Annotated in this window: 25 protein-coding genes; 7 read left to right on the top strand and 18 right to left on the bottom strand. The window is 53.4% G+C overall.

Annotated elements, in window-relative coordinates:
- Positions 1-3 precede the first annotated feature (3 nt).
- Together OCV64_RS00310 and OCV64_RS00305 are read right to left on the bottom strand one after the other, a co-directional pair.
- The gene (locus tag OCV64_RS00310) at positions 4-690 is read right to left on the bottom strand and encodes an RsiV family protein (RefSeq protein WP_186851955.1); all 687 of its coding nucleotides are present in this window, start codon (positions 688-690) and stop codon (positions 4-6) included.
- 89 nt (positions 691-779) lie between these two features.
- The gene (locus OCV64_RS00305; protein ID WP_262668852.1) at positions 780-2,606 is read right to left on the bottom strand and encodes an LTA synthase family protein; all 1,827 of its coding nucleotides are present in this window, start codon (positions 2,604-2,606) and stop codon (positions 780-782) included.
- Positions 2,607-2,996: 390 nt separating this feature from the next.
- On the opposite strand from OCV64_RS00305, the gene OCV64_RS00300 reads away from it, so the two are divergent.
- The 3 genes from OCV64_RS00300 (at position 2,997) to OCV64_RS00290 (ending at position 5,466) form a co-directional block, all read left to right on the top strand.
- Complete coding sequence (locus tag OCV64_RS00300; RefSeq protein WP_262668851.1) at positions 2,997-3,872, top strand: ABC transporter substrate-binding protein; 876 nt, start codon at positions 2,997-2,999, stop codon at positions 3,870-3,872.
- A 129-nt stretch (positions 3,873-4,001) separates the two neighbouring features.
- Positions 4,002-4,733 (top strand): amino acid ABC transporter permease, encoded by a 732-nt coding sequence (locus OCV64_RS00295; protein ID WP_147571703.1) that lies wholly within the window; start codon positions 4,002-4,004, stop codon positions 4,731-4,733.
- A 4-nt stretch (positions 4,734-4,737) separates the two neighbouring features.
- Positions 4,738-5,466: an ATP-binding cassette domain-containing protein gene (locus OCV64_RS00290; RefSeq protein WP_147571702.1), complete on the top strand. Its 729-nt coding sequence runs from the start codon at positions 4,738-4,740 to the stop codon at positions 5,464-5,466.
- A 66-nt stretch (positions 5,467-5,532) separates the two neighbouring features.
- Here the strand turns inward: OCV64_RS00290 and spoIIR are convergent, their stop codons facing one another.
- From spoIIR to OCV64_RS00235, 11 genes are all read right to left on the bottom strand, one after another.
- Positions 5,533-6,150 carry a stage II sporulation protein R gene (gene spoIIR, locus OCV64_RS00285; RefSeq protein ID WP_262668850.1) on the bottom strand — a complete coding sequence of 206 codons (618 nt, stop codon included), beginning with the start codon at positions 6,148-6,150 and terminating at the stop codon, positions 5,533-5,535.
- A 75-nt stretch (positions 6,151-6,225) separates the two neighbouring features.
- Positions 6,226-7,077, bottom strand: a complete 852-nt coding sequence (gene ispE, locus OCV64_RS00280; RefSeq protein ID WP_262668849.1) for a 4-(cytidine 5'-diphospho)-2-C-methyl-D-erythritol kinase — start codon at positions 7,075-7,077, stop codon at positions 6,226-6,228.
- A gap of 38 nt (positions 7,078-7,115) precedes the next feature.
- A complete protein-coding gene (locus OCV64_RS00275) occupies positions 7,116-8,408 on the bottom strand; it encodes a DUF1015 domain-containing protein (protein ID WP_262668848.1) in 1,293 nt (430 codons plus the stop codon).
- Positions 8,395-8,598 (bottom strand): hypothetical protein, encoded by a 204-nt coding sequence (locus tag OCV64_RS00270; protein ID WP_262668847.1) that lies wholly within the window; start codon positions 8,596-8,598, stop codon positions 8,395-8,397. Before OCV64_RS00270 ends, OCV64_RS00275 begins: the two co-directional genes overlap by 14 nt.
- 96 nt (positions 8,599-8,694) lie before the next feature.
- Positions 8,695-9,294 carry a bifunctional phosphoserine phosphatase/homoserine phosphotransferase ThrH gene (thrH, locus tag OCV64_RS00265; RefSeq protein WP_262668846.1) on the bottom strand — a complete coding sequence of 200 codons (600 nt, stop codon included), beginning with the start codon at positions 9,292-9,294 and terminating at the stop codon, positions 8,695-8,697.
- Positions 9,295-9,386: 92 nt separating this feature from the next.
- Positions 9,387-10,577 carry an aminotransferase class I/II-fold pyridoxal phosphate-dependent enzyme gene (locus OCV64_RS00260; protein ID WP_147571445.1) on the bottom strand — a complete coding sequence of 397 codons (1,191 nt, stop codon included), beginning with the start codon at positions 10,575-10,577 and terminating at the stop codon, positions 9,387-9,389.
- The gene (locus OCV64_RS00255; RefSeq protein WP_262668845.1) at positions 10,574-11,053 is read right to left on the bottom strand and encodes an Lrp/AsnC family transcriptional regulator; all 480 of its coding nucleotides are present in this window, start codon (positions 11,051-11,053) and stop codon (positions 10,574-10,576) included. The genes OCV64_RS00260 and OCV64_RS00255 overlap by 4 nt, the downstream gene beginning before the upstream one ends.
- Before the next feature lie 251 nt (positions 11,054-11,304).
- Entirely contained in the window at positions 11,305-13,278 is a 1,974-nt protein-coding gene (locus OCV64_RS00250; protein WP_262668844.1) for a TRAP transporter permease, read from the bottom strand.
- Positions 13,279-13,440: 162 nt separating this feature from the next.
- Positions 13,441-13,938, bottom strand: coding sequence for a DUF1850 domain-containing protein (locus OCV64_RS00245; RefSeq protein WP_147571448.1), 498 nt, complete (start codon positions 13,936-13,938; stop codon positions 13,441-13,443).
- A gap of 33 nt (positions 13,939-13,971) precedes the next feature.
- A complete protein-coding gene (locus OCV64_RS00240) occupies positions 13,972-15,027 on the bottom strand; it encodes a TAXI family TRAP transporter solute-binding subunit (RefSeq protein WP_147571449.1) in 1,056 nt (351 codons plus the stop codon).
- A 408-nt stretch (positions 15,028-15,435) separates the two neighbouring features.
- On the bottom strand, positions 15,436-17,049 hold the full coding sequence (locus tag OCV64_RS00235; protein WP_262668843.1) for a recombinase family protein: 1,614 nt from the start codon (positions 17,047-17,049) through the stop codon (positions 15,436-15,438).
- Between the two features lie 184 nt (positions 17,050-17,233).
- Between OCV64_RS00235 and OCV64_RS00230 the strand changes: the two genes are divergently transcribed.
- Positions 17,234-18,277, top strand: coding sequence for a hypothetical protein (locus OCV64_RS00230; protein WP_262668842.1), 1,044 nt, complete (start codon positions 17,234-17,236; stop codon positions 18,275-18,277).
- Between the two features lie 9 nt (positions 18,278-18,286).
- Here the strand turns inward: OCV64_RS00230 and OCV64_RS00225 are convergent, their stop codons facing one another.
- The 4 genes from OCV64_RS00225 to OCV64_RS00210 are packed head-to-tail and all read right to left on the bottom strand — an operon-like array spanning position 18,287 to position 20,478.
- Positions 18,287-18,637: a recombinase family protein gene (locus OCV64_RS00225; protein ID WP_262668841.1), complete on the bottom strand. Its 351-nt coding sequence runs from the start codon at positions 18,635-18,637 to the stop codon at positions 18,287-18,289.
- 60 nt (positions 18,638-18,697) lie between these two features.
- Positions 18,698-19,399: a zinc ribbon domain-containing protein gene (locus tag OCV64_RS00220; RefSeq protein WP_262668840.1), complete on the bottom strand. Its 702-nt coding sequence runs from the start codon at positions 19,397-19,399 to the stop codon at positions 18,698-18,700.
- Positions 19,396-20,280, bottom strand: coding sequence for a recombinase family protein (locus OCV64_RS00215; protein WP_262668839.1), 885 nt, complete (start codon positions 20,278-20,280; stop codon positions 19,396-19,398). Before OCV64_RS00215 ends, OCV64_RS00220 begins: the two co-directional genes overlap by 4 nt.
- A 27-nt stretch (positions 20,281-20,307) precedes the next feature.
- The gene (locus OCV64_RS00210; protein WP_262668838.1) at positions 20,308-20,478 is read right to left on the bottom strand and encodes a hypothetical protein; all 171 of its coding nucleotides are present in this window, start codon (positions 20,476-20,478) and stop codon (positions 20,308-20,310) included.
- Between the two features lie 221 nt (positions 20,479-20,699).
- Here OCV64_RS00210 and OCV64_RS00205 point away from each other — a divergent pair, with 221 nt between their 5' ends.
- The 3 genes from OCV64_RS00205 (at position 20,700) to OCV64_RS00195 (ending at position 23,612) form a co-directional block, all read left to right on the top strand.
- A complete protein-coding gene (locus OCV64_RS00205) occupies positions 20,700-21,689 on the top strand; it encodes a Fic family protein (protein WP_262668837.1) in 990 nt (329 codons plus the stop codon).
- Between the two features lie 66 nt (positions 21,690-21,755).
- Complete coding sequence (locus OCV64_RS00200; RefSeq protein WP_262668836.1) at positions 21,756-22,970, top strand: DUF262 domain-containing protein; 1,215 nt, start codon at positions 21,756-21,758, stop codon at positions 22,968-22,970.
- Between the two features lie 21 nt (positions 22,971-22,991).
- Positions 22,992-23,612 (top strand): HEPN domain-containing protein, encoded by a 621-nt coding sequence (locus OCV64_RS00195; RefSeq protein ID WP_262668835.1) that lies wholly within the window; start codon positions 22,992-22,994, stop codon positions 23,610-23,612.
- A gap of 131 nt (positions 23,613-23,743) precedes the next feature.
- On the opposite strand, the gene sigK is transcribed toward OCV64_RS00195, so the two are convergent.
- Entirely contained in the window at positions 23,744-24,391 is a 648-nt protein-coding gene (gene sigK, locus OCV64_RS00190; protein WP_262668834.1) for an RNA polymerase sporulation sigma factor SigK, read from the bottom strand.
- Positions 24,392-24,450: the final 59 nt, after the last annotated feature.

Raw genomic sequence — 24,450 nt, 5'->3', positions numbered from 1 at the left:
TGCTTATGCTTCCGGCCGCTCCTCCCGTTCTGCCAGTGGGAAACGGAACACTGGGGTTCCCTCGGCCGCCGGAGCGATGGCGCACTGGGGAAAGGCAAATGCCAACTCCCCATCCTGCAGCCAGAAGTCACGGCTGGGCAGCAGCTTCCCTATGTATTTCTCCCAGCCCTGGTCCAGAAAGCAGTCTCCGCCCGTCTGGCGGGCCTCTCCCTGCTCTCGAATGGCAGTGGTCAGCCTGCCTTTCCACCGCCTTTCCCCAGGAAAAAAGCGTTTCAGGGGCTCTGGCCGCCCCTCTCTCACCTTCCACACATCTCCCCAGGTCACCCGGCAGGGCTTTCCGTCCCCACGGATCTCCTCTCCCTCCAGCCGGATGGACAGCAGCCCGCCCTCCAAGGCGGTCACCTCTCCTCCCAGCCGCCCCGTCCAGCACTGGAAGGGACGGGACCGCTCCCGCTTCTGGGCGAAAGAGAGGCAGGCGGCTAGGTACACCTCTCTCTGCCACCGCTGTTTCCAGGATCGGGCCAGCCGGTCGTAGTAACGGCTGATCCACCGGCCGCTCAGGCCGGCGTTTTGGACCTCCGGCCAGGACAGGGTATATTCCAGCACCGGCTCCCCCTCCAGGGTCAGGCTCCCCTTCTCCTCATGCCACAGGACCTGGGGCTCTGTCCGCCCCGCTCCCCTTTCCTTCATCGCGGTCCCTCCTCTATCCTTCTTGGTACATCCTATGTACCACCAGAGCGAAGGGTGAGAGGGGGGGCGCCGCAGCGCCCCCCTCTTGGTCAGTTCAGGCAGAACATGGGGCGTGCTTCGTCAAACAGGTCCACCATGCCGCAGTAATTCAATATCTCGTACTTTCGGAGCCACTCCCGCTGCTCCTCGTTCAATTCCTTTTCCTCCAAAAATTCTCCACCCGCCGTGCAAAAGCCTACCGGAGTGACTGCCGGCAGCACCTCGTAGCAGTCGGCCAAAAACTCCATATAACCCGTCAGCGGCAGTCCAGCGGTCTGGGCAGTCAGCACTCCCAGATAGTTGGGGCTGATGACCACGTCTCTCCGCTCCTCGATATCGTAGTTGGCCCAGATGAAGAAGGGAACAGCATACTGCCGCATGACCTCCTCGGTGGTCCGCTCTGACAGCTTCTTGCCGTACAGTTGCTCATAAAAGGCATTTTTCAAAGGGGGCTGGTGGTCACCGAAGAAAACGATTAATGTGGGCTCCTCACACTGACTATAATAAGCGATCAGCTCCTCCAGGGCCTTGTCACTCTCCCGGGCCAGAGCCATATACTGTTCCGCTGTGCTGTCCGCCTGTTTCAGTTCGTCCGGCAGGAGGATAGTCCGCTCCAGATTGTTCCATCCCTGGGCGTATCCGCTGTGGTTCTGCATGGTCACGTTGAAGAAAAAGCTCCTATCCTCCTCCTCCGTGGTCTGGAAAATGGTCCGGTAGTCGGACAGGTCGGAAACATAGTGCCGGATATAGCAGGGTTGGACCACGTCCTCCTCATAGAGCTGGCTGTCAAAGTCCAGATAGTCATAGGCCAGCACTCGGTTCCACCCGGAGGACTTATAGGGATGGAAAGCCGTAGTGTCATAGCCCTGGCTCCCAGCCAGGGCAGCCAAGGAGGGCATGTCCTCCTCCACATACAGCTGGTAGGCCACGGTGTGCGGAGGCTGGAACAGGCTGGTGAAGCCAGTCAAGAACTCAAACTCCACAGTGGCGGTCCCTCCGCCTGTCACCGGGGAGTACATCCAGCCTTGGATGGTGTTTTCTTCCATGGAATGGAGGAAGGGCAGAGGGTCCTCCGAGGGCGCAAAGCCGTCGAAGATGGAGAAGTCACCAAAGGACTCGTTCATGATGCCGATGATGTTTACTGGCCGCTCCCCCTGTGATGTCCCGTCTGTCCCTGGATACTCCTTCATCAGTTGGAGCACAGTTTCCTCCGAGTATCCCTCCGGCTCGTCCACCGAGGAGTAGCGCAGAGCGATGGTGAAGTTAAGTAAAAAGCCGTTGCGCTGAGTGACCCACTGCTGGGTATAGATTCCCAAGGCCGGGAGCATACCAGTGAAGAAAAAGGCATAACTGTACCCCAGCACGGCCGTCCACAGGACCAGGGCGAAGGGCAGGCGTATCTTGGCCCGTCTTGTCTGGGGAACGCAGAAAAACACCAGTGCCAGATAGGCCACCAGCAGGATAGCCGCCTGGGTAATATAGAGGTCTGGAGAGTAGTCAAAGCCATCCGCCACATTGGCGGCGGTGCGCCACCCGGTGATATCCGCTGGAAACAGGATACGGCCCCGGAACCGTAGGACATAGTGGTTGACCAGCCCGAAAGTGAAGGCCAGGCAGGCCCCCAGAGCGGCGGCCCGGCGGTTTCTGCCCAGGACAAGCCGCAGAACGAAAAATAGGCCGTAGTACCACACCAGGTTCATCAGGACCTGCCAGCCATCCAGATCGGAAAATATGTCGTTTTCATTCAGGATCTCCACCATCCACAGACAGGCCCAGGGACCCAGCAGAAATACCAGCCGGGACAGCCATTTGCCGGGCCGCTCCCTCATGTCAGCCAGCAGACGGGGAAAAGTATCTTTGTACAGCAGTGCTTTCATTATGTTCCTCCAACGGCCCTCAAAACCGCTATTTTATAGCATAACTCCCCCGTGGGAAAATGCAAGGGTTCTGTTCCTAATTTCATAAAAAATTTAGATTTTTTCTTCAGGCGCCCAAGTATATAGACGCAGGCCAGAACGAAATGTTGCGCAGAGGCCGCAGATTTTTTATTCATTTGATTTTGAATATTCATTTTGTCTCATCACTCGGTCTACTTCTTTTGAAATTTTGATATATCGTGTCTTAATAATCAATTTTTTACCCAAAAATTAAAAAGTTTCATTCACAATTTTGCATATTTATCTATTGACGAAAAATAGTCTCTGGGGTATACTCATCACAACGTCCCGAATCAGTCCGGGGCCCCATTGAAAAGGAGATTTTTAAACATGAAAAAACTGCTTGCTTTGACCATGGCTTTGGCCATGTCCCTGTCTCTGGCCGCCTGTGGCAACAGCGGTGACCAGAGCGCCCCTGGCTCTGCCAGCTCCAACGGCAGCGCCTCCATCTCCCAGTCTGACGCCAGCACCTCCACCGGCGATGCCAGCAACGCCGGTGACGCCTCCTTCACCACTGTGGAGGAGGGCAAGCTGATCATGGCCACCAACGCCACCTTCCCTCCCTATGAGTACATCGAGGGCGGTCAGGTAGCCGGCATCGACGCCGAGATCATCACCGCTGTGGCCGAGAAGCTGGGCCTGGAGCCTGTCATCGAGGACATGGAGTTCGACGCTGTTATTGAGGCTGTCAAGGGCGGCAAGGCCGACATCGGCCTGGCCGGTATGACCGTCACCCCCGACCGTGCCGCTGAAGTGGACTTCACCGTCAGCTACGCTACCGGTGTTCAGGTCGTCATCGTGACGGAAGATTCCGCCATTACCAGCGTAGACGACCTGTTCGCTGAGGGCGCCAACTATGTGGTCGGCGTACAGCGCAACACCACCGGCGACATTTACGCCACTCAGGATATCGAGGACGCCGGCCTGGGCACCATCGACCGGTACAGCAAGGCTTCTGACACCGTGCAGGCCCTGGTGTCCGGCAAAGTGGACTGCGTGATTATCGACAACGAGCCCGCTAAGGCCTTCGTGTCCGAGATCGACGGTCTGAAGATCCTGGACACTGAGTACATCACCGAGGACTACGCCGCCGCCATGAATAAGGAGAATACCGCCCTGTACGATGCTGTGAATACCGCGATGCAGGAGCTGCTGGACGACGGCACCATCCAGAGCATCATCGACAAGTACATCACCGCCGACTGATTTTCGTGATAAATACATAGACCGGCAAGGGGCCCAGGACACTGGACCCCTTGCTTTTCAAGTGAGGAGAGGAGCAGAATGGGACCATCGGCATCTAAGTTGTGGCCTACTGTAGCCCCGGACTGGATCATGAACGGCCCGGAATGGCTCAATGATCTGGGCTATGACATCTATAAAAGCCTGATTTTTGACGACCGCTACATGATGTTTGTGGACGGTCTGATCAACACACTGAAGCTCACTGCCATGGCCCTGATCCTGGGCGTGATCCTGGGCGTGGTCGTGGCCTTGATCCGGGTCACCTGGGATAAGACCTGCCTGGAGATACGTGGGCCCCGGCGGATCGTCCTGGCCATTGCCAATTTCGCCGCCAAAGTCTATTTGACCGTCATCCGCGGCACCCCCGTGATCGTCCAGCTGCTCATTTTGTACTATGTGGTCTTTGCCTCCAGCCGGAACAAGCTGCTGGTGGGCGCCCTGTCCTTCGGCATCAACTCCGGCGCCTATGTGGCAGAGATCATCCGCAGCGGCATCATGTCCATCGACCCCGGCCAGATGGAGGCGGGCCGCTCCCTTGGCTTTGGGTATGTGGCCACCATGCGGCACATCATCCTGCCCCAGGCCTTTAAGAATGTACTGCCGACTCTGGCCAACGAATTTATTGTCCTGTTGAAGGAAACAGCCGTGGCTGGCTATGTTGGGCTGAATGATCTGACCTATGTGGGCAATATCATTGGCGGCAACGCCTATGACTACCTCTTCCCCCTGCTCATCTCCGCACTGGTCTATCTAACTCTGGTCATGTTCTTCACCTTCCTGGTAGGAAAGCTGGAGAGGAGGTTGAGAAACAGTGAACGATAATGTGATCATTCAAGCCGAAAAGGTGCAAAAGTACTTCAACGGCGGTGCGATCAAGGCCCTAGACGGCGTTTCCGCCCAAATACAAAAGGGCGAGGTAGTCGTGGTCATCGGCCCCTCCGGGTCAGGGAAGTCCACCTTCTTGCGCTGCTTAAACCTCCTGGAGCTCCCCACTGGAGGTAAAATATTCTTCAAAGGTGCCGATATCACGAACCCCAAGGCGGACATCAACCTGTACCGTCAAAAAATGGGCATGGTATTCCAGCATTTCAACCTGTTTCCTCACATGACCATCCTGAAAAATATGACTCTGGCCCCTACACAGCTTCTGAAAAAGAGCAGGGAGGCGGCCGAGGCCCAGGCCATGACCCTGCTGGAACGGGTAGGGCTGGCGGACCGAGCCAGCGCCTACCCCAGCCAGCTCTCCGGTGGCCAGAAGCAGCGGATCGCCATTGTCCGGGCACTGTGTATGGACCCGGAGGTCATGCTTTTTGACGAGCCCACCTCCGCTTTGGACCCGGAGATGGTAGGCGAGGTTCTGGACGTTATGAAGGAGCTGGCGCAGGATGGTATGACCATGGTGGTGGTCACCCATGAGATGGGCTTTGCCCGTGAGGTGGGCAGCCGGGTGCTGTTCATGGACGGCGGACAGATCCTGGAGGAAAATGAGCCCAAGGCCTTTTTTGACCATCCCCAGCATCCCCGCACCCAGCTCTTTTTGTCCAAGGTACTATAAGAATAAACGAAGTCCGGGCTGTTTACAGCCCGGACTTCGTTTCCTTTTCGAGAATGTGGTTTCTTACTAGCTGAAAAAGGCTTCCAGTTGTCCCAGCAGCTCCATACCCTTGAATTTTAGCACATAGCCCTCGCTCTCGCCGGTGACTAGTTTGACCTGGTCCTGACTGAAATAGCCAGCCTGTGCGGCGGTATCTACGGTTTCGCTGGCCGCCCCCAGGCACAGGGGCGGGAAGGCCACACACCACCAATTCTGCCCCTCGCCTTCCCCAATAACCACCCGGAGAGCCGTATAGTTCCCGGCGGGCAGGGCGAAGCCGTCGTACTCCTTGGTAGGGAACCAGCACTGGGTCAACTGGGCGGACACCGGGTAGTCATAGCCCTGCTCCTCCACCACCTGTCGCCCGGCATCCGCCAGTTGGGTCAAACTGCTCTCCAACGCGGACCGGGCACTTTCCAGGGTCGCGTTGGAGGGGTAGACCGCTTGTGCCTCCTCCAGCACCCGGTCCCGGACTGCCAGCTTCAACGCCTGGTCCTGGGCGCTGTCTGAGTTTGCGATCACATGAAAGCGGATAACGCTGTCCGCCAGCTCGTGCTGCTCCTGACCCAGCCAGCTCCCTCCCACCAGAGCACACAGCAGGCCCAGCATCAGGGCCATCTCCCACCGCTTCAGTTTTCTGTCCATAGGTCCTCCTTGGGGCCTTAAAAGGCCGTCCACACTGTAAGTAAGTGCTTACAGTATGGACGGCCCCTGATGTTCTTAAACCGTTTCCGCCAAAAAAGTTTCCCGGTACTGCTCCCGCAGCAGCTCGCAGGCACTCTTTGCCTTCTCAAGCTGAGTAAAAAGGCCAAAGGCAGAGGGTCCGGTCCCGCTCATGGTCGCTCCCAGCGCCCCACAGTGGATCAGAGTGTTCTTGATGTCCGCTACCCGGCTTCGCTGCCGGTCAGGTAAGACATCCTCAAATACATTGTACATTCTTCGAGCAACCCCCTCCAGATCCTCCGCCGCCAGAGCGTCCATCACCCCCTGAGTGTCCGGGCGCCGTGTCACCCTGACCCGGTCCAACTGGGCGAACAGCTCCGGAGTGGAGATGGGAAAGGGCGGCTTACACACCACAACCCAACAGTGGGGCAGAGGGGGCAGAGGGGTGAGGACCTCTCCCCTGCCCTCTGCCAGAGCGGTCCCCCCTAGCACACAGTAGGGCACATCGGACCCCACCCGCTCCCCGATCCTAGCCAGTTCCAGAATAGAAAAGGGCTCTCCCTCCATCTGATTCAGGGCCCGGAGGACAGCAGCGGCATCACTGCTCCCTCCGGCCATACCGGCACAAACAGGAATGCGCTTTTCGATGGTGATATCCAGCCCCTTTACCCCGATCCCCCTGGCCTCCCAGAAGCGGAGAGCCGCCTGGGCTGCCAGATTTTTTTCGTTGTTGGGCAGGAAGTGGAGGTTGGTCCCTACCCGCAGCCCCCGGCCACCATTCTCCTTTACCGTCAAGGTATCAGAGAGAGTGATGGACTGCATGACCATCCTCATGTCGTGGTAGCCGTCGGGTCGTTTTCCCAGCACGTCCAGGGTAAGATTCAGTTTTGCGTTGGCCTGGACCTCCATAGTTTCCTCCCCGGCGGCTCCCGCCGCCCTCATTTTTTTCAGCGGATCTTTCTGGCCTCCAGATAGAAGCGTTTTTCCTGTGCCTCGCCCATGGAGAAAGTCTTTCTGGGCAGCACGCCGTCGTGGATGACTGTGGGGAACAGGGACTCCTTGGCCATGGGAGGCAACAGGAAGGCGATGGCATCCCGCCGGTTCCGGGCCAGTTCCCTGGCCACCTGCTCCCCATGGATATAGTCGATCTTGACCCCAGGTCTGGCGGCTATGTACTGGTCCAGGAAGGTCTGAAGCGTAGCCACCGGCAGCTGGGCACTTGGGTGGGGGACCACCACCTGTCCCTGCCCATCGGCACAGATATAGGGCAGGATATGTGCACAGCCATCCGCCTCCCCGCCTCTGAACGCACCGGGATAAAATCCCTCCAGGGCGGACAACAGCTCCTCCGGCTCCACACCGAACACCACCCGGTGGATAGGTTCAAACTCCAGGGACTCATCGTGGAGATTGACCAGCTCGCACAGGGCATACCGTGAGGGCAGGCTGTCCCACTGATCCTGGGGGACCAGCTTCTTCTGCCGCTCGTAGCACTCCTTGGCTGTGGCCAGGGAGTGGTTGCCGTCCCCGGCAGCAAAGAGCATAACTGGAAGCGCATCCTTCAGGGCGTATCTCTCCCGGAACGCAACTGGGTCAGCCAGGGCAACCAGAGCCTGTTCCACCTGCTCCAGCTGCTCCTGAGTCAGCTTCCAGCCCCTGATGTGGCCGCCGCCCTCCATCAATTCAAAGTCGTAGAGGAGCTCCATTCCACCTGTCTGGCCAGCTAAGGGCTCTATGACGGTCTTTTCCGGGTCATCCGACAACAGCATAATGTGAGGCAGTTCGATGGGGGCGTTCTTTCGCACAGCTACCCGGGGCGGGATACGGGAGAGGACAGTCCCCTCCGTAGCCCGGACCATGGCCCCGGAACCGGGCTCATAGTCATACCGCTCCAGGTCCACCATGCCCACCAGTCCCCGGCGGGTCCTGCCGCTGGTCATGGCACGCTCCACATAGATCATGCTGTGAGGGTATTCTACAAACCGGTTTTCCCGAAGATAGCGGGTCATGGTATTGTTGATCTCCATGATATCGGTTTCCACATTGGGCCCCTCCAAGCAGCTCTCCGGCAGGATGAGCCGTAAGGTCGAGGGGGCTTTTCCCACCCGCTCCTCTACCCGCTGCCAATATTCAGGCTGGGAGGTGTACTGATCACAGGCCACCACCGACCACAGAGTCATGTCGCAGTCTCTGGGCAACAGGATGTTGGCAGGGCGGAAGGGTAGATCAATCTTTTTCATCTTTTCTCATCTCTTTCAGCAGAAGGTCCAGCTTTTCCTCCAGCCGATCACATCTGTTTTTCAGATACCAGATGGCCAGCGCCACCGCTGCGGCCGCCAGGAAAATGAGCAGAATCTCCCTAAATTTAAAACCCAACCAGCTGAGCACAGCCAGCAGCAAGAGTACGCCGAGGGCACACTTGGCAAACACAGGTCCACGCTCCCTTCCCCATGCAGGGGCCGCCACAGGCGGCCACCATTCCGGCGGGGAGACGAGGGCGTCTCCCCCTACGCTCCTTTCCTCGGATCAGAGGACAGCCTCGATGGCGGACAGCAGCTCGTCAAACTCCTCAAATGCTGGCAGCTCCGGGTGGGCCGCCTTGATGGCATCCGTGGACTTGAAAAGGAACCCGGCCTTACTGGCCTGTATCATCCCAAGGTCGTTGAAGCTGTCGCCGGCAGCGATGGGGTCAAAGCCACAGGACTGGAGCGCCTTTACTGTGGTAAGCTTGGATTTCTCACAGCGCATCTGATAGCCGGTGATGGCCCCATCCGGCCCCACCTTCAGGGTATTACAGAACAGAGTGGGCCAGCCCAGCTTGGCCATCAGGGGCTTGGCAAACTGCTCAAAGGTATCGCTCAAAATGATCACCTGGGTCTGGGCCCTCAGCTTGTCCAGAAATTCCTTGGCCCCAGGCAGGGGATCTATGGTGGAGATGACCTCCTGGATCTCCTTTAGGCCCAGACCATGCTCCTTCAAGACTCCCAACCGCCAGGTCATCAACTTGTCATAGTCGGGCTCATCCCGTGTGGTGCGCTTCAGCTCCGGGATTCCGCTGGCTTGGGCAAAGGCGATCCAGATCTCTGGAACCAGGACGCCCTCCATATCTAAACATACTACATTCATGGCAGATACCTCATTCTCTTTTATTTTTTCAGAAGGCCGCTGGAGTCATGGGCTCTCATCTGTCCACCTACCCAGGGCCCCGTCAGCGGGCTTTACTGCCCCACATGTCCCTGCCGGCGGCGCAGGTTGACCAGGAAGTTATCCAGCCGGGAGATAGACTCGGCAATGTCCTTCATAGATGCCGCGTAGCAGGCCCGGACAAAGCCCTCGCCACCAGGGCCAAAGGCGTTTCCAGGAATGACAGCCACCTTCTCTTCCATGAGGAATCGCTCACAGAACTCCTCACTGGATAGACCGGTGGAGCGGATATCGGGGAACACATAGAAGGCGCCCTTGGGCTCGAAGCAGCTCAGACCGATCCGGTTCAGGTTTTCCACCAGGTATCTGCGGCGGCGGTCGTACTCCTCCCGCATATGCTCGATGTCTCCGTCGCCGTTGCGCATGGCCTCCACCGCGGCATACTGGCTAGTGGTGGGGGCGGACATGATGCCGAATTGATGGAGCTTTGTCATGGCTGCAATGATTGGTTTGGGGGCACAGACGTAGCCCATACGCCAGCCGGTCATGGCGTGGCTCTTGGAGAAGCCGTTGACCACTACGGTCCGCTCATACATATCGGTCAGGTTTGCGGGGGACACATGGCGCTGGCCATAGGTCAACTCCGCGTAGATCTCGTCAGAGATGACCATAATATCGCTGCCGCGGAGGACCTCAGCGATGGCCTCCAGATCCTTGCGTTCCATGATGCCGCCTGTGGGATTACAGGGGAACGGCAGTACCAGAACCTTGGTCTTATCTGTGATGGCCGCTTTCAGCTCCTCCGGGGTCAGGCGGAAATTGTTTTCTACCTTTAGTTCCACATACTTGGGCACGCCCCCAGCCATTTCAGTCAACGGCCCATAACAGACAAAAGAGGGCACAGGCACGATGACCTCGTCGCCAGGGTTGACCAGTACCCGGAGGGCCAGGTCAATGGCCTCGCTGCCGCCCACAGTGACCAGAATCTGGTCGGTGTAGTCATATTGCAAATCAAAGCGGCGGTTCAGATAGGCGGCGATTTCTCGCCGGAGCTGGAGCATACCGGCGTTCGAGGTATACTTGGTGTGTCCCCGCTCCAGGGAGTAGATACCAGCGTCCCGGATGTGCCAAGGGGTAACAAAGTCAGGCTCTCCGATGCCCAGAGAGATTGCGTCTGTCATCTCCTCCAGGATATCAAAAAACTTGCGGATACCAGAAGGCTTGACCCCTTGGATCTTCTCATTCAGAATATGATCGTAATTCATGTAAAGATATACTCCCTTTCCTCCGGATCCTGGGGCCGGAACACCAAGTGCTTCTCTTTGTATTTCTTCAAAATAAAGTGAGTCGCAGTGCCGGTGACTCCCTCAATAGGGGCCAGCCGCTCGCCTACAAACTGGGCTACCTCCCGCAGGGTGCGGCCCGAAATGATAACCGTCAAGTCGAAGGAGCCGCTCATGAGGTACATGCTCTCCACTTCGTCATATTGGTAGATACGCTCCGCGATACGGTCAAAACCGCTGATAGTCTGTGGGGTGACCTTGACCTCGATTAGAGCCGTAACATTCTCCCTGCGTACCCGGTCCCAGTCGATGATGGCCTGATACCCCAAAATCGTGCGGTCTTCCTCGTATGTTTGAATGGCTGCCTTTGCCTCTGCCTCAGACACTCCAGCAGCCGCAGCCAGCGCGGCTACCGGCATGGTGCAGTCCTGTTCCAACAGTTCCAACAGCTTTTCCATGAACGCTCTCCTCCTGTTTCTCTGCCCGCAACCGGGTAGGATCTGCGTGAGATTAAAATACCCGTTTATTATACATGTAACTGGAGAGAAAAACAATCCTGCGAATAAAAATAGCGGATAAAAAGGCGCCGCCCATACTTTCGTATGGGCGGCGTTCTTTTGACTGGCGATAACAAACAGGCAAAGGCCTTTTCCAAATGGACTATCCTAGCCGAGACGTGTTTTCTTGCGTTTTGGGATCACTTGATAGCTTAGGCTACGGCCTTCTTATCTTTGTGCAGGAGCTGGAATACAATGACCACAACTACTAAGCCCACACCGATCAGGTCGGTAACGGTGCCGGGAATCAGCATAGCCAGGCCGCCTGCGGCTACCATGATCCGCTCCAGTACGTTCATGTTCTTAATCAGATAGCCCTCAAGGCCAGCGGCCACACCCGCCATGCCGATAAAGCTGGTGATAATAATCTGAACAACCTGGAAGGGAGTGGAGTTAATGAACAGCATTGCGGGATTCAAAGCAAAGATATAGGGAATCAGGAAAGCGGCGATAGCCAGACGGGTCGCCTGGAAGGCCGTCTTCATGGGGTTCGCCTTGGCGATGGCAGAACCAGCGTAAGCTGCCAGAGCCACAGGAGGCGTAATGTCCGCCACAATGCCGAAGTAGAACACGAACATATTGGCAGCGATGGGGTCCATGTTCATACCAGTAACTAGGATGGGGGCACAAGTGGTAGCCATGATGATGTAGTTGGCTGTGGTAGGCACGCCCATACCCAGGACGATACAGGTAATCATGGTGAAGAACAGGGCAATCATCAGCTGGCCATTGGCCACACCCACGATGGCACTGATGAAGATCTGGCCCAGGCCGGTCAGGGTGACCACACCGGCAATGATGCCGGCCACACCGCAGGCAATGCCAATGGACAGACAGTTACGGGCGCCGTTCTCTAAAGCCCGAAGGAAGGTGAAGATGCTGGTATCGTTCTTCTGATGATAGAAGAAGGTGTCTACCGCTTTATCCACCAGGCTGATAACGATACAAAGGATGGTCGCGATAATAGCGGAGCGGGCCATGGTATAACCGCTCATAATGATGACCACCAGTACCACCAGAGGAATCAGCAGGTAGATCTTCGGGAGCAGCTGACCCCACTTGGGCAGCTCGTTTCTGGGAATACCCTTCAGATCCAGACGTTTAGCGCGCAGATGCACCTGGAGGAAGATGCCAGTAAAGTACAAAATAGCAGGCAGGATGGCCCGTCTGATAATATCGCTGTACGGTACACCCACCATCTCCGCCATCAGGAAGGCGGCAGCGCCCATAATGGGCGGCATGATCTGACCGCCTGTGGAGGCCGACGCCTCAACAGCGCCCGCGAATTCGGGGGGATAGCCGGTCTTTTTCATCATGGGGATGGTAACAGAACCAGTAGTCACGGTGTTGCCCACAGAGGAGCCCGACACCATGCCGCACAGTGCGGAGGAAATAACGGCCACCTTGGCGGGACCACCGGTGGCCCAGCCAGCCAGAGCATTGGCGCAGGAAATAAAGAAATTACTAATTCCGGTAGCCTCCAGGAAAGCACCGAAGATGATGAACAGCGCGATGTAAGTAGAGCACACGCCGATGGGGGTGCCGTGGATGCCGTTGGTAGTATAAAACAGGTCATAGACGATGCGCTTCAGCGACTTTCCATCATAGAAAGCGTAGGCGATGAAACAGGTGGCCACTACCAGGATGGGCAGGCCTACCACACGCCGGCAGCATTCAAAGAGGATCAAGGCTCCCACAATGCCCAGCACAACCTCCAGCTGGTTGATGCGGGTAGCGCGAATCATCAGATCCTGCTCATTGAAGAAGAAATAAAGGTAGGGGCTGGCCCCAACGATGGCCAGAATAATATCGTACCAAGGGATACGGTTGACTCGCTGAACAGCGCCCTTGCGCATAGGGAACACAATGAATACCAGCAGAATCACCAGACCCAGGAACAGGGGACGGCGCTTGGTTTCGCTCCAGGTGGATACCAGATTCATCCACATCAGGAACAGGCTGAATGCGATCAGCAGGCCACTGACCACATACTTCGGCACACCTTCCCAAATACGAACGTTTGACTCACGGTCGTATTTTTTCATAATCTCATCAACATCGGCCTGCACATTTGCGCCATTTTCTGCCGGTGCGGTGTTTACAGTTTTCTTATCCTGATCTTCCACAGAGATGCCTCCTTTGCTAAAAATCGTATCTTTTGATAAAAGAAACTCTGCTTCAGGTCCGCTCTTTGGCCGCACTCGGCTGCGTCTTCCATTCCCTCTCCGAGATCACAACCAAATTTTTACAAAGCGTAAAGCTGGGGGCTTCTTTGATCTTCCAAAACGCTATGGAAAGATACGCGAATTTTCGTAGCTGATGTGGACCTTGGTATTCCGTCCGCACACATCCCGCAGACTGATCTCCTCTCCGCCAATCGATAGCGTGTGATCGGATACTGTGCCCACAAAAAGATAAAAGCTGGGAAGCTCCATATCAATCTTAGAGACCACCATGGCGCCTGTTCCCTCTTCATAGGTCAGCTCCATTTTAGGGTCCAAGTCAGAGGGCACCCCGGCACCAAACCCATAGTAGATGGTCTTCCGCAGCATGATTATGCCCCTCTCATCCACGTCATACACATCCGTCACAGGCGTCTTGTTGACGGAATGGATAAAGGTGATGGAAAATTCCTCTCCCCGCTCCAACGGATAAGAGATGTAGGTTTCCCCAGTCTCCGCATCACGAATGACCAGATGGCCTTCCGGGCGGAGCATAAACACTGCGGCCGCGATAACCAGACAGACTATCGCGGCCGCGGCTACCAAAACTTTGTTCTTATTCACAAAGCGTTATCAGTCGCGTCTAAGAACAGACACTCAGCTCAGAGTGGCACCCTGCTCGGTCAGATACTTCTCAGCGCCGGGATGATAGGGGATGCTGACGCCAGCGACAGCGCCTTCCAGGGAGAGCTCCTTAAACTTGGCGTGACCGTCAGCCAAGCTGGCCTGGTTGTCAAACATAGCGGTCATCAGTTCATACACCACATCCTCAGGCACGTCATTCCGGCACACCAGCATGGCGCGGATGCTGACGGTGGTGGTATCGCGGTCCAGGCCGTCATAGGTGCCGGCGGGGATCACGGTCTTAGCATAGAAGGGGTAAGCAGCCATCAGGTTTTCAATGTGCTCGTCTTCCAGAGTGATGACATTCAGAGGCTTGTTGGCAGTCGCAGCCAAGTCCACCAGAGCGGTGGTGGGGGCGCCAGACACACAGAAAGCGGCGTCGATCTTGCCATCCTTCATGCCCTCGGCGGAGTCAGAGTAGGACTGGTAAACGGGGTTTACGTCGTTAAAGGTCATGCCAAACTCAGCAAAAATCTGACCAGCGGCGAAGTTGTCGCCGGAACCGGAAGCGCCGACGGAAACGGTCTTACCCTTCAGGTCAGTGAAGGTCTTGATGTCGGGATTCAGGGTGAACACCTGGACCACCTCGTCATACAGGGCACACAGGGCGCCCCAGTCCTCATAGGGGTCTTCGCCGTCGAACAGGTCAGTACCAGTAGCGGCATAGTAAGCTACGTCGTTCTGGATAATGGCGAAGTTGACCTCATTATCCTGGAGCAGCTGAACGTTAGCGGCGGAGGCGCCGGTAGAGGTAACACCGATGTTCCCCTTGGTCAGAACGGGATTGAGGACGGTGGCCATTACGTTACCGATAGCATAGTAGTTTGCGCTGGTGGAGCCGGTGGCGATGGTGATATCCACCTTCTCACCAGAGGGAGTTTCGTTGTTGGGAGTAGAGGTGCTGGCAGAGGTATTGCTGCCACCGCTAGTGGAGCTGGTGTTGCTACCCTTGTCATTGTTCCCACAGCCGGTCAGTGCCAGACTGAGGATCATGACCATGGACAGAGCAAGTGCTAGTTTCTTTTTCATGTTCTCTTTCCTCCAATTCCATTTTTTCGTTTGCTCTTTCCACTTGGAAAGAGCAAACGCCCTATAGGGCGTTTCATGGTTGGTCCATAGACCCGCTTCCTATACTGCGGTCCCATTATATTACATTCATGTCAAAAATGCAATATCATTTTTTCCTCCCCCCTCTCCTCCACTAATTGTCTTGACATTTTGTATAAAAAATTATTTATTACATCTACTTTTTACTCCTTAATTTCCCTATATTTTTTCCTGTTTCTTTATTATTTCCATAGCTAAACGCCTATGATTTCTATGGATATTTTTTTATGGCATCCAGCCATCCATCCCCTCCTGCAGCTTTTCTAAAGCCCTCTTTTCAATGCGGGATACATAGCGACACGCCTACTGTAAGCGATTGGCTCCGGAAAATTACGCCGTCTCAAACGGCGCAATCCCTTGCGAATTCTGGCTTGCCTCATCCAGTTGGGCGAAACGGAATTTGATGATGACTTCCTTATCCTCGGTCAGCTCCACCCGCTCAATAAGGCTGACCAACAGTTCCCGGCTCTCTCCTGCCGTCTCGATAAATCGCTGTACCAGTTCCCTGGCCCTGTCCTCACTGCGGACGGGGCTTTTTTTCTGAAACTCCAGGGCCTGCCGCTTTTCCTCCAGCTGCTCCCGCTCCAGTTTGACCCTGCCGAAGATGCGCTGGAAGTCCTCCTCGGGCAGCAATCCGTTGAGCCGGTCGGTGTACATCCGGTCCAGGTTGGCCGTAAGACTGTTGATCCTGGCCTGGATGGCCTGGAGCTCCGTTTCCAGACTACTCTGCTTTTGGGCATGCTCCACAGCTTCCTGGGCCATGGGCAACAGTTCGTCTGGATCCAGATATGCCCGACAGACTTCCCTCACCTTGCGAATGACCGCATCAGTGACCGTCTTCTCCTTGATGGAATGACAGGTACAGACACCCGCTTTGGTAAAGCGCTGGTAGGTCCGGCAGACGAAGTACAGCACATCCTCTCCCCTGGCGTTTTTTCGGTTGAGTACCGCCAAAGGGTAGCCGCACTCGTGGCAGAAAATCAATCCCTTCAGAAGAAAATCGTAGGTCCGGCTCCGTGTGTGCTTGCGGCTGTTCACCAGCAGTTGCACCTTCTGAAAGGTCTCCGCATCCACCAAAGGTTCATGGGTCCCCTCTACGATCACCCAGTTGGCCGGGTCCTGTTTCAGGCACTTCTTGGACTTGTAGCTGATCTTCACACTGCGTCCCTGGACCATATTGCCAATGTAAGTCTCGTTTTTCAGCATTTCAGAAATCCGCTCGCTGCTCCATAAGCCGGTGTAAGGTCCGGGGGTTCCAACCTTCCAGCCGCAGTAGGTGGCCGGTGTGGGGATACCTTCTTTATTGAGTGTAGTCGCAATCTTACGGCAACTCATACCTGAAAGGGCCAATGCAAAGATCCGCCGCACCACCGGAGCTACTTCCTCATCAATGACAATCTTGTTTTTCTCCGTGGGGTGCATCTTGTAGCCATACACTGGCTTTCCGCCGATGAACTGCCCCTTCCGCTGCTTATCCCGCTTGACACTCTTGATCTTCTTGGAAATATCCTTGGCGTACATGTCGTTCATGATGGCACGGAACGGGGTGATGTCATTGGCGGTAGAGTCCACACCGGTGTCGATGCCGTCCAGCAGGGAGATGTACCGCACCCGGTGTTCCGGGAAGTACCGCTCCATGTAGTGGCCGGTCAGGATGTAGTCCCGGCCCAGGCGGGAGAGGTCCTTGGTAATGACCATATTGACCTTCTTGGCCTCGATGTCGGCGATCATCCGCTGGAAGCTGGGCCGGTCAAAACTGGTGCCGCTCCAACCGTCGTCCACATAGGTGTCGTAGACGCTCAGCCGGTGCTGCTGCACAAACTCCCGCAGCAGAGACTCCTGGTTCTGGACGCTCTGAGATGGTCCCTCGCTCTCGTCCTCCTTCGATAGCCTGATGTATAAAGCCACATGGTAATCCATGGTGTTGCTTACCTCTAAGTACATGCTATACCTCCTGAGATAAGCGGCCATTCATCATAAATATGATAACATTTCATAGCCGTTTTGTCAAAAAATTAGCGTTATTTAGGAGGTTTCTATCTATAAACGTGCGGAAAGACTCCAAAATCAAATCTTCCGCACATTCTCCTTCCTCCGCAAAGTAGCAGTGCACAGGGATGTCCTGCTTGTGTTTTTCCAACTCATCTTCCTCCTTTCCGGGATTGTAAAGAATATGCAGGAAAAAGGCCGTTTTGCTTGTCCGTTTCGGAAAAAACCGCACCGGATTTCCGGTGCGGTTCGACTGAGATTGACAAAGTTTTTCATTCCTTTTACAATGGGTCCAGGAGGTGGCGAAATGCATCCCGGTCTCAATCGATACATCCAAACCCTGCGAATGGCGGCAAAGGAGAAAGAAAATCGGAGCAAACCGCCCATCATCTCTTCGGATATAGTGCAAACCGCGGACTTTGTGTTCTCGCCGTTGCCGTACCACGGCAATGACAGCGGTCAACTTCTCTTGGCCAAATGCAAAGCAAACCGAAGGGAACAGTATCTGGTAAAGCATGCATATTCAGACTGTGCGGCAAATGAATTTGTTTACACAAAACTGACGCAGGCCATGGGCTACCAGATGCCGGATGCAGTTCTCTTCCAGCTCTCCCCCGGAGAGAAACGCTCCTATTTCAAAACAGAGTATATCATTGGTGAGAAATATTTGAACTTTACACAGCGTGTCCACTCTGCTGCCCAGGCGCGTGAATGTGCAGAAAATTGGAAGCAATTTTTCAGCTTTCAAGCTCTATACTCCATAACTGATGAGGGGGATAAGCTGGAAGTCTATCTGGCAGATGACAGTCAAATCTATCGAGTCGACACCACAGATGCCTTTCCGCTTCACAACGGACATTACGATAACGTTGGCACTTTGATGGCCTACCATTTCCATCAGCAGGGGAATATGGTGTCTCCGTTGGCAGATATCAGTCTGTCTCCGGTCTTTCGCACAGAGCAGTGTGACCGGGAACTGGAAGAAATCGAACGGCTGTGCCCGGAGGGCCGAACCCATTATCTGGAGCCATTTGCGAAAGTCCAAGAGATTTCCTCTGAATACATTGATAACTTTTTGAATGTGCTTTGCTATATCTACCCGGACTGTGTTGGAGACTTCTTCAAAAAATATCTCGAAGTCCTGCGGCATCAATGTTATGAATACTGGAAGGAAAAGCGGTGAGGTCGGGCCTCACCGCTTTTGTCCACAATGTGGGATACGATCCAATTTATTGGCAGACAGGATAGGAAACGGCCACTTTGGTTCCTCCCAAATGCTGCCTCGGAACAGGCGTGTCCGTTTTACCACCAGCACCGTGTCAAACTTTCCCTCTTTCCAGTCCGCCAGCATCTGATTCAGACCGGGCCGAGTCAGGTCGCGTCCGGGATATCCCGCATCTTCATAATATCGGGCAGGCTCCAGCCCTTGCTTCCGTGCAAAAGCCTCCAGTTTGCCGCGTTGCGCGGACAAGGCTCTCTGGTATGTCTCGCAATCTCCTCCGCCATCCACCCGGCAGTAAAGTGCCGCACGGTTGTTTCCCATCCGAATCACTCCCTTCTGTCCCATTATTTCATATAAGCGAGAAAGTTTTTGCCGAAAAAATCACCGCATTTCAATCAGCCCATCCAGGAACCGTTCGAAATCCGGCAACAGTTGAATATTCAGTTCGTAACCCCGCCGCACTTCGATCCGCTGCACGACGATAGCCAGCAGCATTTTTTGTTCCTCCAGCGTTCCACTGCGGAAAATCTGGTTCAGCCCGCAGTATTTCCGCTGCTTAATCTCAATCTCCCGGCGCAGTTGTTCTCCATTTTGGAGCCTGGCCTCCAACTCATACAACTGCTCTCTGGTTTTGTCGATTTCCACCTCTGTTCCTTGCAAAAGTTCCTGAAGAAGAGGTACCCCGAAGGAGCTCTCTCCGCGAATCGCCCGGGCTACCTCGCCGCGCAGAGTCTCCCGGTCCCGCTCCTTCTCGGATAAATACTGCTGCGCCGCCCGGTGGGCATCCCGCCGCTCCTGAAGTGCAATCTGATATTTATACTCCAAAATGGTTTCTGCCGGCAGTGCCTCCAGCTGCTCCAGTAAGGTGGAAATCGCAGTCTTGACCGCCGCTTCTATACGCTCGGCGTGATAGGTCCGGGGACCATCGCAGGCCGTTGGTTCCCCGTCCACGCTGGCATTACAGCGGTAGAGCCGCACATCCCGGCGATAGAGGGACCCATCCCGCTTGCGGCGGTACTCCTTCCGATGGATGGTGCTGTTCATGCGGGCGCCGCAGTGGGCGCAATAGGTTAGGCCGCTCAACAAAGCCTTTCCGTGTATGGGGCAGAAATGGTATTCATGTTGTTCTCCTTTCGGTTTCGGCTTTCTCTCAATTCCTGTACCTGTGCAAAAATCGCATCCTCCACAATTTGAAGGTGTGGCAGCCTTGGAGATTCCACGCCGCCTTTTTGTAGATAACCCAGGTATCGTTTGCTGGATAACATATGAGAGATGGATGCCTGATTCCACCGTTTTCCTTTGCGGGTTGTGATGTTTTGACTGTTGAGGTATTTGGCGATGCGCTGGCTGCCCAAGCCTTCCCGGGCTGCCTTGTCAAAGATGATCCGCACCACCCGGGCCTCTTCCTCGCAGATTTGAAGCTCGTACAGCGCCTGTTTCTTTTTGTTCAACCGTTCTCCCCGCACCAAACGGTATCCATAGGGACACTGTCCCCCGGTAAAACAGCCTTCTTTCGTCAACTGCCGGATGCGGGTACGGGTGCGTTCAGATATCTTCTCGCTCTCTCCGGCGGCCTGCCAGTAGCGGATGTAGTTGGTCAGCTTGTCCACATGGTTGTCAAATCGCTGCTCGCCCTCACAGACGCTCCATACAGAAACACCGTTGCGCACCAGCCACTCCACCACAAAGGGCGTCTCATCATCCCGCCGTCCGATACGGTCAAACATGTAAACCAACAAAATATCAAATTTCCCAGCCATGGCATCCTCACGGATCTCTATGACCGCATCCCGTTGCTGCATGGTCAGCTTATAGCCGGAGACGCCCTTTTCAGAGAACTCCCTTAAAATCTCCCAGCCGCGTTCCTGAGCAAAGGTCTGACAGGCAATTCTCTGCATAGGAATATCATTCTTTTCCACCTGTCCTCGGTCAGACACACGATAGAGGCAATAAACCCGGTTCATAGCGATGCTCCTTTCTGTTTGATGCCTCTATTCTAAATCGGTCGCTTCCATTTGAACAGGCGCCGCAGGTTGCTGGATCAGTACGGTGCAAACATAGTGCCAGATGCTGGTCTCCTTGGGCGTCACAGAAAAAGAGAGAGTCACCTTACACTCCGCCGTTTCCATCGTCAGGCTTTGTTTGCTCGAATCGTAATTCATGTGGATTCCTCCTGAATCAAATATTGTTGCATGATAAAAGCCGCCCTACAGGCGGCTGAATCTCTTTCATCAAATTAGGGTTGCGAACGCAATGGGAGCGCAAATGGGTCGCATCCCCAGAAGCCGAACGATTGCAGTTGCGCACGACAGGGTATTTTGATTGATGAAACGAGTGATGTATGGTATAATAAAACCAATCATTTACAGCGGCGAGGTATCACATGAGAAACAAAAAGCCTCCTTTTGAAATCACAAATCAGATCATTGACTATGTGGCGGAGATTGCCGAGCTGGTGGGCCGTTTGACCGTAATCTCTCCTCTATCCACGAGTCCCACGCTCCGCCGCACTAACCGTATCAGAACCATTCATGGTTCTCTGGCCATTGAGCAGAACACCCTTTCCCTGGAGCAGGTGACAGCAGTTCTGAACGGCAAGCAGGTTCTGGCTCCGCCCAAGGATATTGCCGAAGTCAAGAACGCCTATGAGATTTATGAGCGGCTGGATGAACTCGATCCTTATTCGGTGGATGACCTTCTGACTGCCCATGGAATTATGACACATGGCTTGCTGGAAGAATCCGGCGTATTCCGTACCCGACCTGTGGGCGTGGTGGATAGCGAAGGACATATCCTGCATTTTGGTACGCTTCCACAGTATGTCCCTGATTTAGTCATGGAGTTATTGGACTGGGCAAAGGCTAGTGACGTGCATATGTTGATTCGCAGCTGCGTGTTCCACTATGAACTGGAACTGATCCACCCCTTTGCCGACGGAAATGGGCGTGTGGGGAGGCTGTGGCACACACTGCTACTCTCCAAGTGGAATTCATCGTTTGCCTGGCTCCCGGTGGAGTCCATCATCCACGACCGCCAGCAGGAGTATTATGATGCCATCAATGCTTCCAATGACGCAGGAGAGTCCACAGTATTTATTGAGTTCATGCTCTCAGCCATCAAAGCATCACTCATAGATGCAATCAGTGCGAGTGATGGGATGAGCGATGGAAAGGTGGATAAGGTAACCCTTCGCTGGAAGAAAATTGAGGAGTTCCTGAAAACCCACGACTATATCATGAACGCCGATGTGCGGGAACTGTGTGGGGTATCAGCTGCGACAGCAAATCGCATCCTTGCAAGTTTGGTGACAAAAAACAAACTCATTAAAGGACGTAAAGGTAGTCACTGGGTGTATAAGTATTATATGATTTAAACTACGTTGTATAGCAATGCCCAAAAGCCAAAAAATATATATAATATTGCGATAGGAGGCCTATCTATGGACGAACAACTAATTCTTGATACATTTGAACCCCTTAGTCAAGAGGACTACATTAACAAATTTGAGCAATCCCAAGTCGAAAATGAAAGCGAAGAAGATATTAGCAATGTAGGAGGGCTATCTTTTTCTGATTTGGCTGTGACAGGTACGGACTGGACTGTAGAAACCATTATCAATCAGATAAAAAAAGGCAATATCCAACTTGATCCATCGTTTCAAAGAAGAGACGCTTGGACCACCAAGGTCAAAAGCAAATTTATCGAATCTCTCTTTATGGGATTACCTATCCCTCAAATCATTTTGGCTGAGCAGCGGGACAAAAAGGGCAAATTCATTGTTATTGATGGCAAACAGCGTTTGCTTAGTTTGAAACAATTTGCTCTACCAAGCAAAAACGAAAACGCATTAAAATTATCTGGATTAGAAGTCTTGTCTAAGTTTAATCGCATGACATATGCGGATATTGAAAACGGTCTGTTCTTTGATGATATAGATGCATTCAACAATCAAACCATTAGAACTGTCGTTATTAAAAATTGGAGAAATGTTGAAGTTTTGTACTTGCTTTTCTTACGTCTTAATACGGGTAGCGTTAAACTCTCTCCACAGGAGCTTCGTCAAGCACTATATCCCGGCGAATTCACTGACTTCGTTAACAGTGAATCCGGTAAAAATCAACAGCTCCAGAAAATGCTGAATATTAAAAAAGCAGATTTCCGTATGCGTGATGTTGAGATCCTAATCCGTTTCTTCGCTTTTAACTTTTTCGCTAAAGATTATTCTGGTAGTATGCAAAGCTTCTTGGATTTAACTTGCGACAAACTTAACAAAAACTTTGAAGTCAATAAACCTTTGCTCGTTAATTCAGTTAATTTGTTTAATTCTGCAATAAATCTCACTTTTGAAGTCTTCGGTGACAAAAATGCTTTCCGGAAATTTAAAAGTGGTAAATACGAAGAAAAATACAATCGTGCGGTTATTGATATCATGCTGTTTTATTTTTCTCGAATTAAAAACAAAGAGAATTTGATAAAATTGCGTACCGATATTAGTACCGCATTCGAGTTGTTGTGTACCTCTGATCAAGAGTTTCTTTCGTCTTTAGAGTCCACGACAAAAAGTCTTTCCTCCGTTCATTACCGTTTTAGAAAATGGGGTGAATCGCTTAGTGCAGTTACTGGCGAACAATTGCTTATCCCTGAAGGCTATTAATCCAATAAGGGGTGTAGCTTTATGCATACAGATAAATATATAGGGTTACAAAGTCGCCTTAGAAAATTGCAAAAAGTATATCTTCCTCGTACATTTTCACCAACAGGCTCATATTCTGATTCTGTGTTTGAAAAAGTACGAGCCTACAAGGTATTAGCACATGCAGAAATGGAATATTATTTTGAAGAAGTTGCTTTAGAGATAGCTCAAAAAGCGTATAGAAAATGGAGTTCAAGCAACAAGGCATCTACCCCACTGCTTAGTTTGGTTGCATATTATGATGGACAATTTCCGTCACCACCTGATATGCACGGTGGAAATAACGCTACAAAAGATATAAACTGGAGAGTCAACACCTCGTATACCAGCTATAATCGGCAAGTCCGTTCCAGCAACCATGGCATCAAGGAAAAAAACATTTTGAGTATTTTTCTGCCTATAGGCATTAAAATCTCGGAAATAGACGAGGATATGCTTATTGCGCTTGATAACTTTGGCTCAGAACGTGGATTAATTGCTCACTCCACACGAGCCAGTACATTAACTACGCCAGATGATGCTCTATCCAGTGTAAATAATATAATGACTTATATTGACACATTTGATCGATTTTTAGCTACTTATAAAAACTCAGTTCGCTGAACTTTTCATTTTGATGAATGGCTACTTATCTTCCTAAATTTTTTGCCGTTTACAATAACCGCGGCGCTACCCCAGTCACGCACGAAGCCCGGAAAACCTGTCTACATCAGGCTTTCCGGGCTTCGTTTACATTAGCGGCGGCGCGATACATAGGAACGGCTGATGCCGCACAGAGACGCGATTTCCCGTTGGGTGCGAGGCGGGCGGTCATCCAGTCCATATCTCAAGGTAATGACCGTGCGCTCTCTGGGTGTCAGGCAGGTATCGACACAGCGGCGGACCCTTACGCATGCGTCCCTGGTATCCAACTCCTCCAGCATATTATCGTCTACGGCGATTACATCCATTAGGGACAGGGAACCGCCCTCTCCCGCAGACTCCAGAGTATCCGCCAGAGAGACCTCGCCCTGGAGCTTGCGTTGGGAGCGGAAGTGCATCAGTATCTCGTTTTCTATACATCGGCTGGCATAGGTCGCCAACTTTACGTTTTTGTCCGCCTTAAATGTAGATATCCCTTTGATAAGCCCGATAGTCCCAATGGAGATCAGATCGTCCTGGTCCCCGGTTTGGGCATAGTATTTTTTCACGATGTGAGCTACCAGGCGAAGGTTGTGTTCCACCAGCAGATTTCGGGCCTCCAGGTCACCTTGGGCGCACCGTTCCAGATATTCCCTCTCCTCCGCCGCTTTTAGTGGACGGGGAAACGAACCTCCACCTCCGGACAGCCGAAGGGTAAAAAAAAGTCCGTTCATCATCAGATAGATCACAGGCGACAGCATAATCGATAACACCTCCGCCCCACTCTATTCCCGCTCTGCCCGTCCCCATTCCCCAAATA

The sequence above is a fragment of the Muriventricola aceti genome (genome assembly GCF_025567565.1).
Lineage (GTDB): Bacteria > Bacillota > Clostridia > Oscillospirales > Oscillospiraceae > Lawsonibacter > Lawsonibacter aceti.
The sequence above is the reverse complement of the archived record's forward strand: the minus strand, read 5'-3'. Positions and strand labels throughout refer to the sequence as shown.

What these genes read in the sequence shown, in the direction of transcription:
- OCV64_RS00205 (WP_262668837.1), top strand. Translation starts at nt 20,700, where the DNA reads ATGAGAAACAAAAAGCCTCCTTTTGAAATCACAAATCAGATCATTGAC.
- spoIIR (WP_262668850.1), bottom strand. Translation starts at nt 6,150, where the DNA reads ATGGACAGAAAACTGAAGCGGTGGGAGATGGCCCTGATGCTGGGCCTG.
- OCV64_RS00215 (WP_262668839.1), bottom strand. Translation starts at nt 20,280, where the DNA reads ATGAACCGGGTTTATTGCCTCTATCGTGTGTCTGACCGAGGACAGGTG.
- OCV64_RS00235 (WP_262668843.1), bottom strand. Translation starts at nt 17,049, where the DNA reads ATGTACTTAGAGGTAAGCAACACCATGGATTACCATGTGGCTTTATAC.
- OCV64_RS00300 (WP_262668851.1), top strand. Translation starts at nt 2,997, where the DNA reads ATGAAAAAACTGCTTGCTTTGACCATGGCTTTGGCCATGTCCCTGTCT.
- sigK (WP_262668834.1), bottom strand. Translation starts at nt 24,391, where the DNA reads ATGCTGTCGCCTGTGATCTATCTGATGATGAACGGACTTTTTTTTACC.
- ispE (WP_262668849.1), bottom strand. Translation starts at nt 7,077, where the DNA reads ATGGAGGTCCAGGCCAACGCAAAACTGAATCTTACCCTGGACGTGCTG.
- OCV64_RS00310 (WP_186851955.1), bottom strand. Translation starts at nt 690, where the DNA reads ATGAAGGAAAGGGGAGCGGGGCGGACAGAGCCCCAGGTCCTGTGGCAT.
- OCV64_RS00210 (WP_262668838.1), bottom strand. Translation starts at nt 20,478, where the DNA reads ATGAATTACGATTCGAGCAAACAAAGCCTGACGATGGAAACGGCGGAG.
- OCV64_RS00195 (WP_262668835.1), top strand. Translation starts at nt 22,992, where the DNA reads ATGCATACAGATAAATATATAGGGTTACAAAGTCGCCTTAGAAAATTG.
- OCV64_RS00255 (WP_262668845.1), bottom strand. Translation starts at nt 11,053, where the DNA reads ATGGAAAAGCTGTTGGAACTGTTGGAACAGGACTGCACCATGCCGGTA.
- OCV64_RS00225 (WP_262668841.1), bottom strand. Translation starts at nt 18,637, where the DNA reads ATGGGAAACAACCGTGCGGCACTTTACTGCCGGGTGGATGGCGGAGGA.
- OCV64_RS00305 (WP_262668852.1), bottom strand. Translation starts at nt 2,606, where the DNA reads ATGAAAGCACTGCTGTACAAAGATACTTTTCCCCGTCTGCTGGCTGAC.
- OCV64_RS00260 (WP_147571445.1), bottom strand. Translation starts at nt 10,577, where the DNA reads ATGAATTACGATCATATTCTGAATGAGAAGATCCAAGGGGTCAAGCCT.
- OCV64_RS00295 (WP_147571703.1), top strand. Translation starts at nt 4,002, where the DNA reads ATGAACGGCCCGGAATGGCTCAATGATCTGGGCTATGACATCTATAAA.
- thrH (WP_262668846.1), bottom strand. Translation starts at nt 9,294, where the DNA reads ATGAATGTAGTATGTTTAGATATGGAGGGCGTCCTGGTTCCAGAGATC.
- OCV64_RS00200 (WP_262668836.1), top strand. Translation starts at nt 21,756, where the DNA reads ATGGACGAACAACTAATTCTTGATACATTTGAACCCCTTAGTCAAGAG.
- OCV64_RS00275 (WP_262668848.1), bottom strand. Translation starts at nt 8,408, where the DNA reads ATGAAAAAGATTGATCTACCCTTCCGCCCTGCCAACATCCTGTTGCCC.
- OCV64_RS00240 (WP_147571449.1), bottom strand. Translation starts at nt 15,027, where the DNA reads ATGAAAAAGAAACTAGCACTTGCTCTGTCCATGGTCATGATCCTCAGT.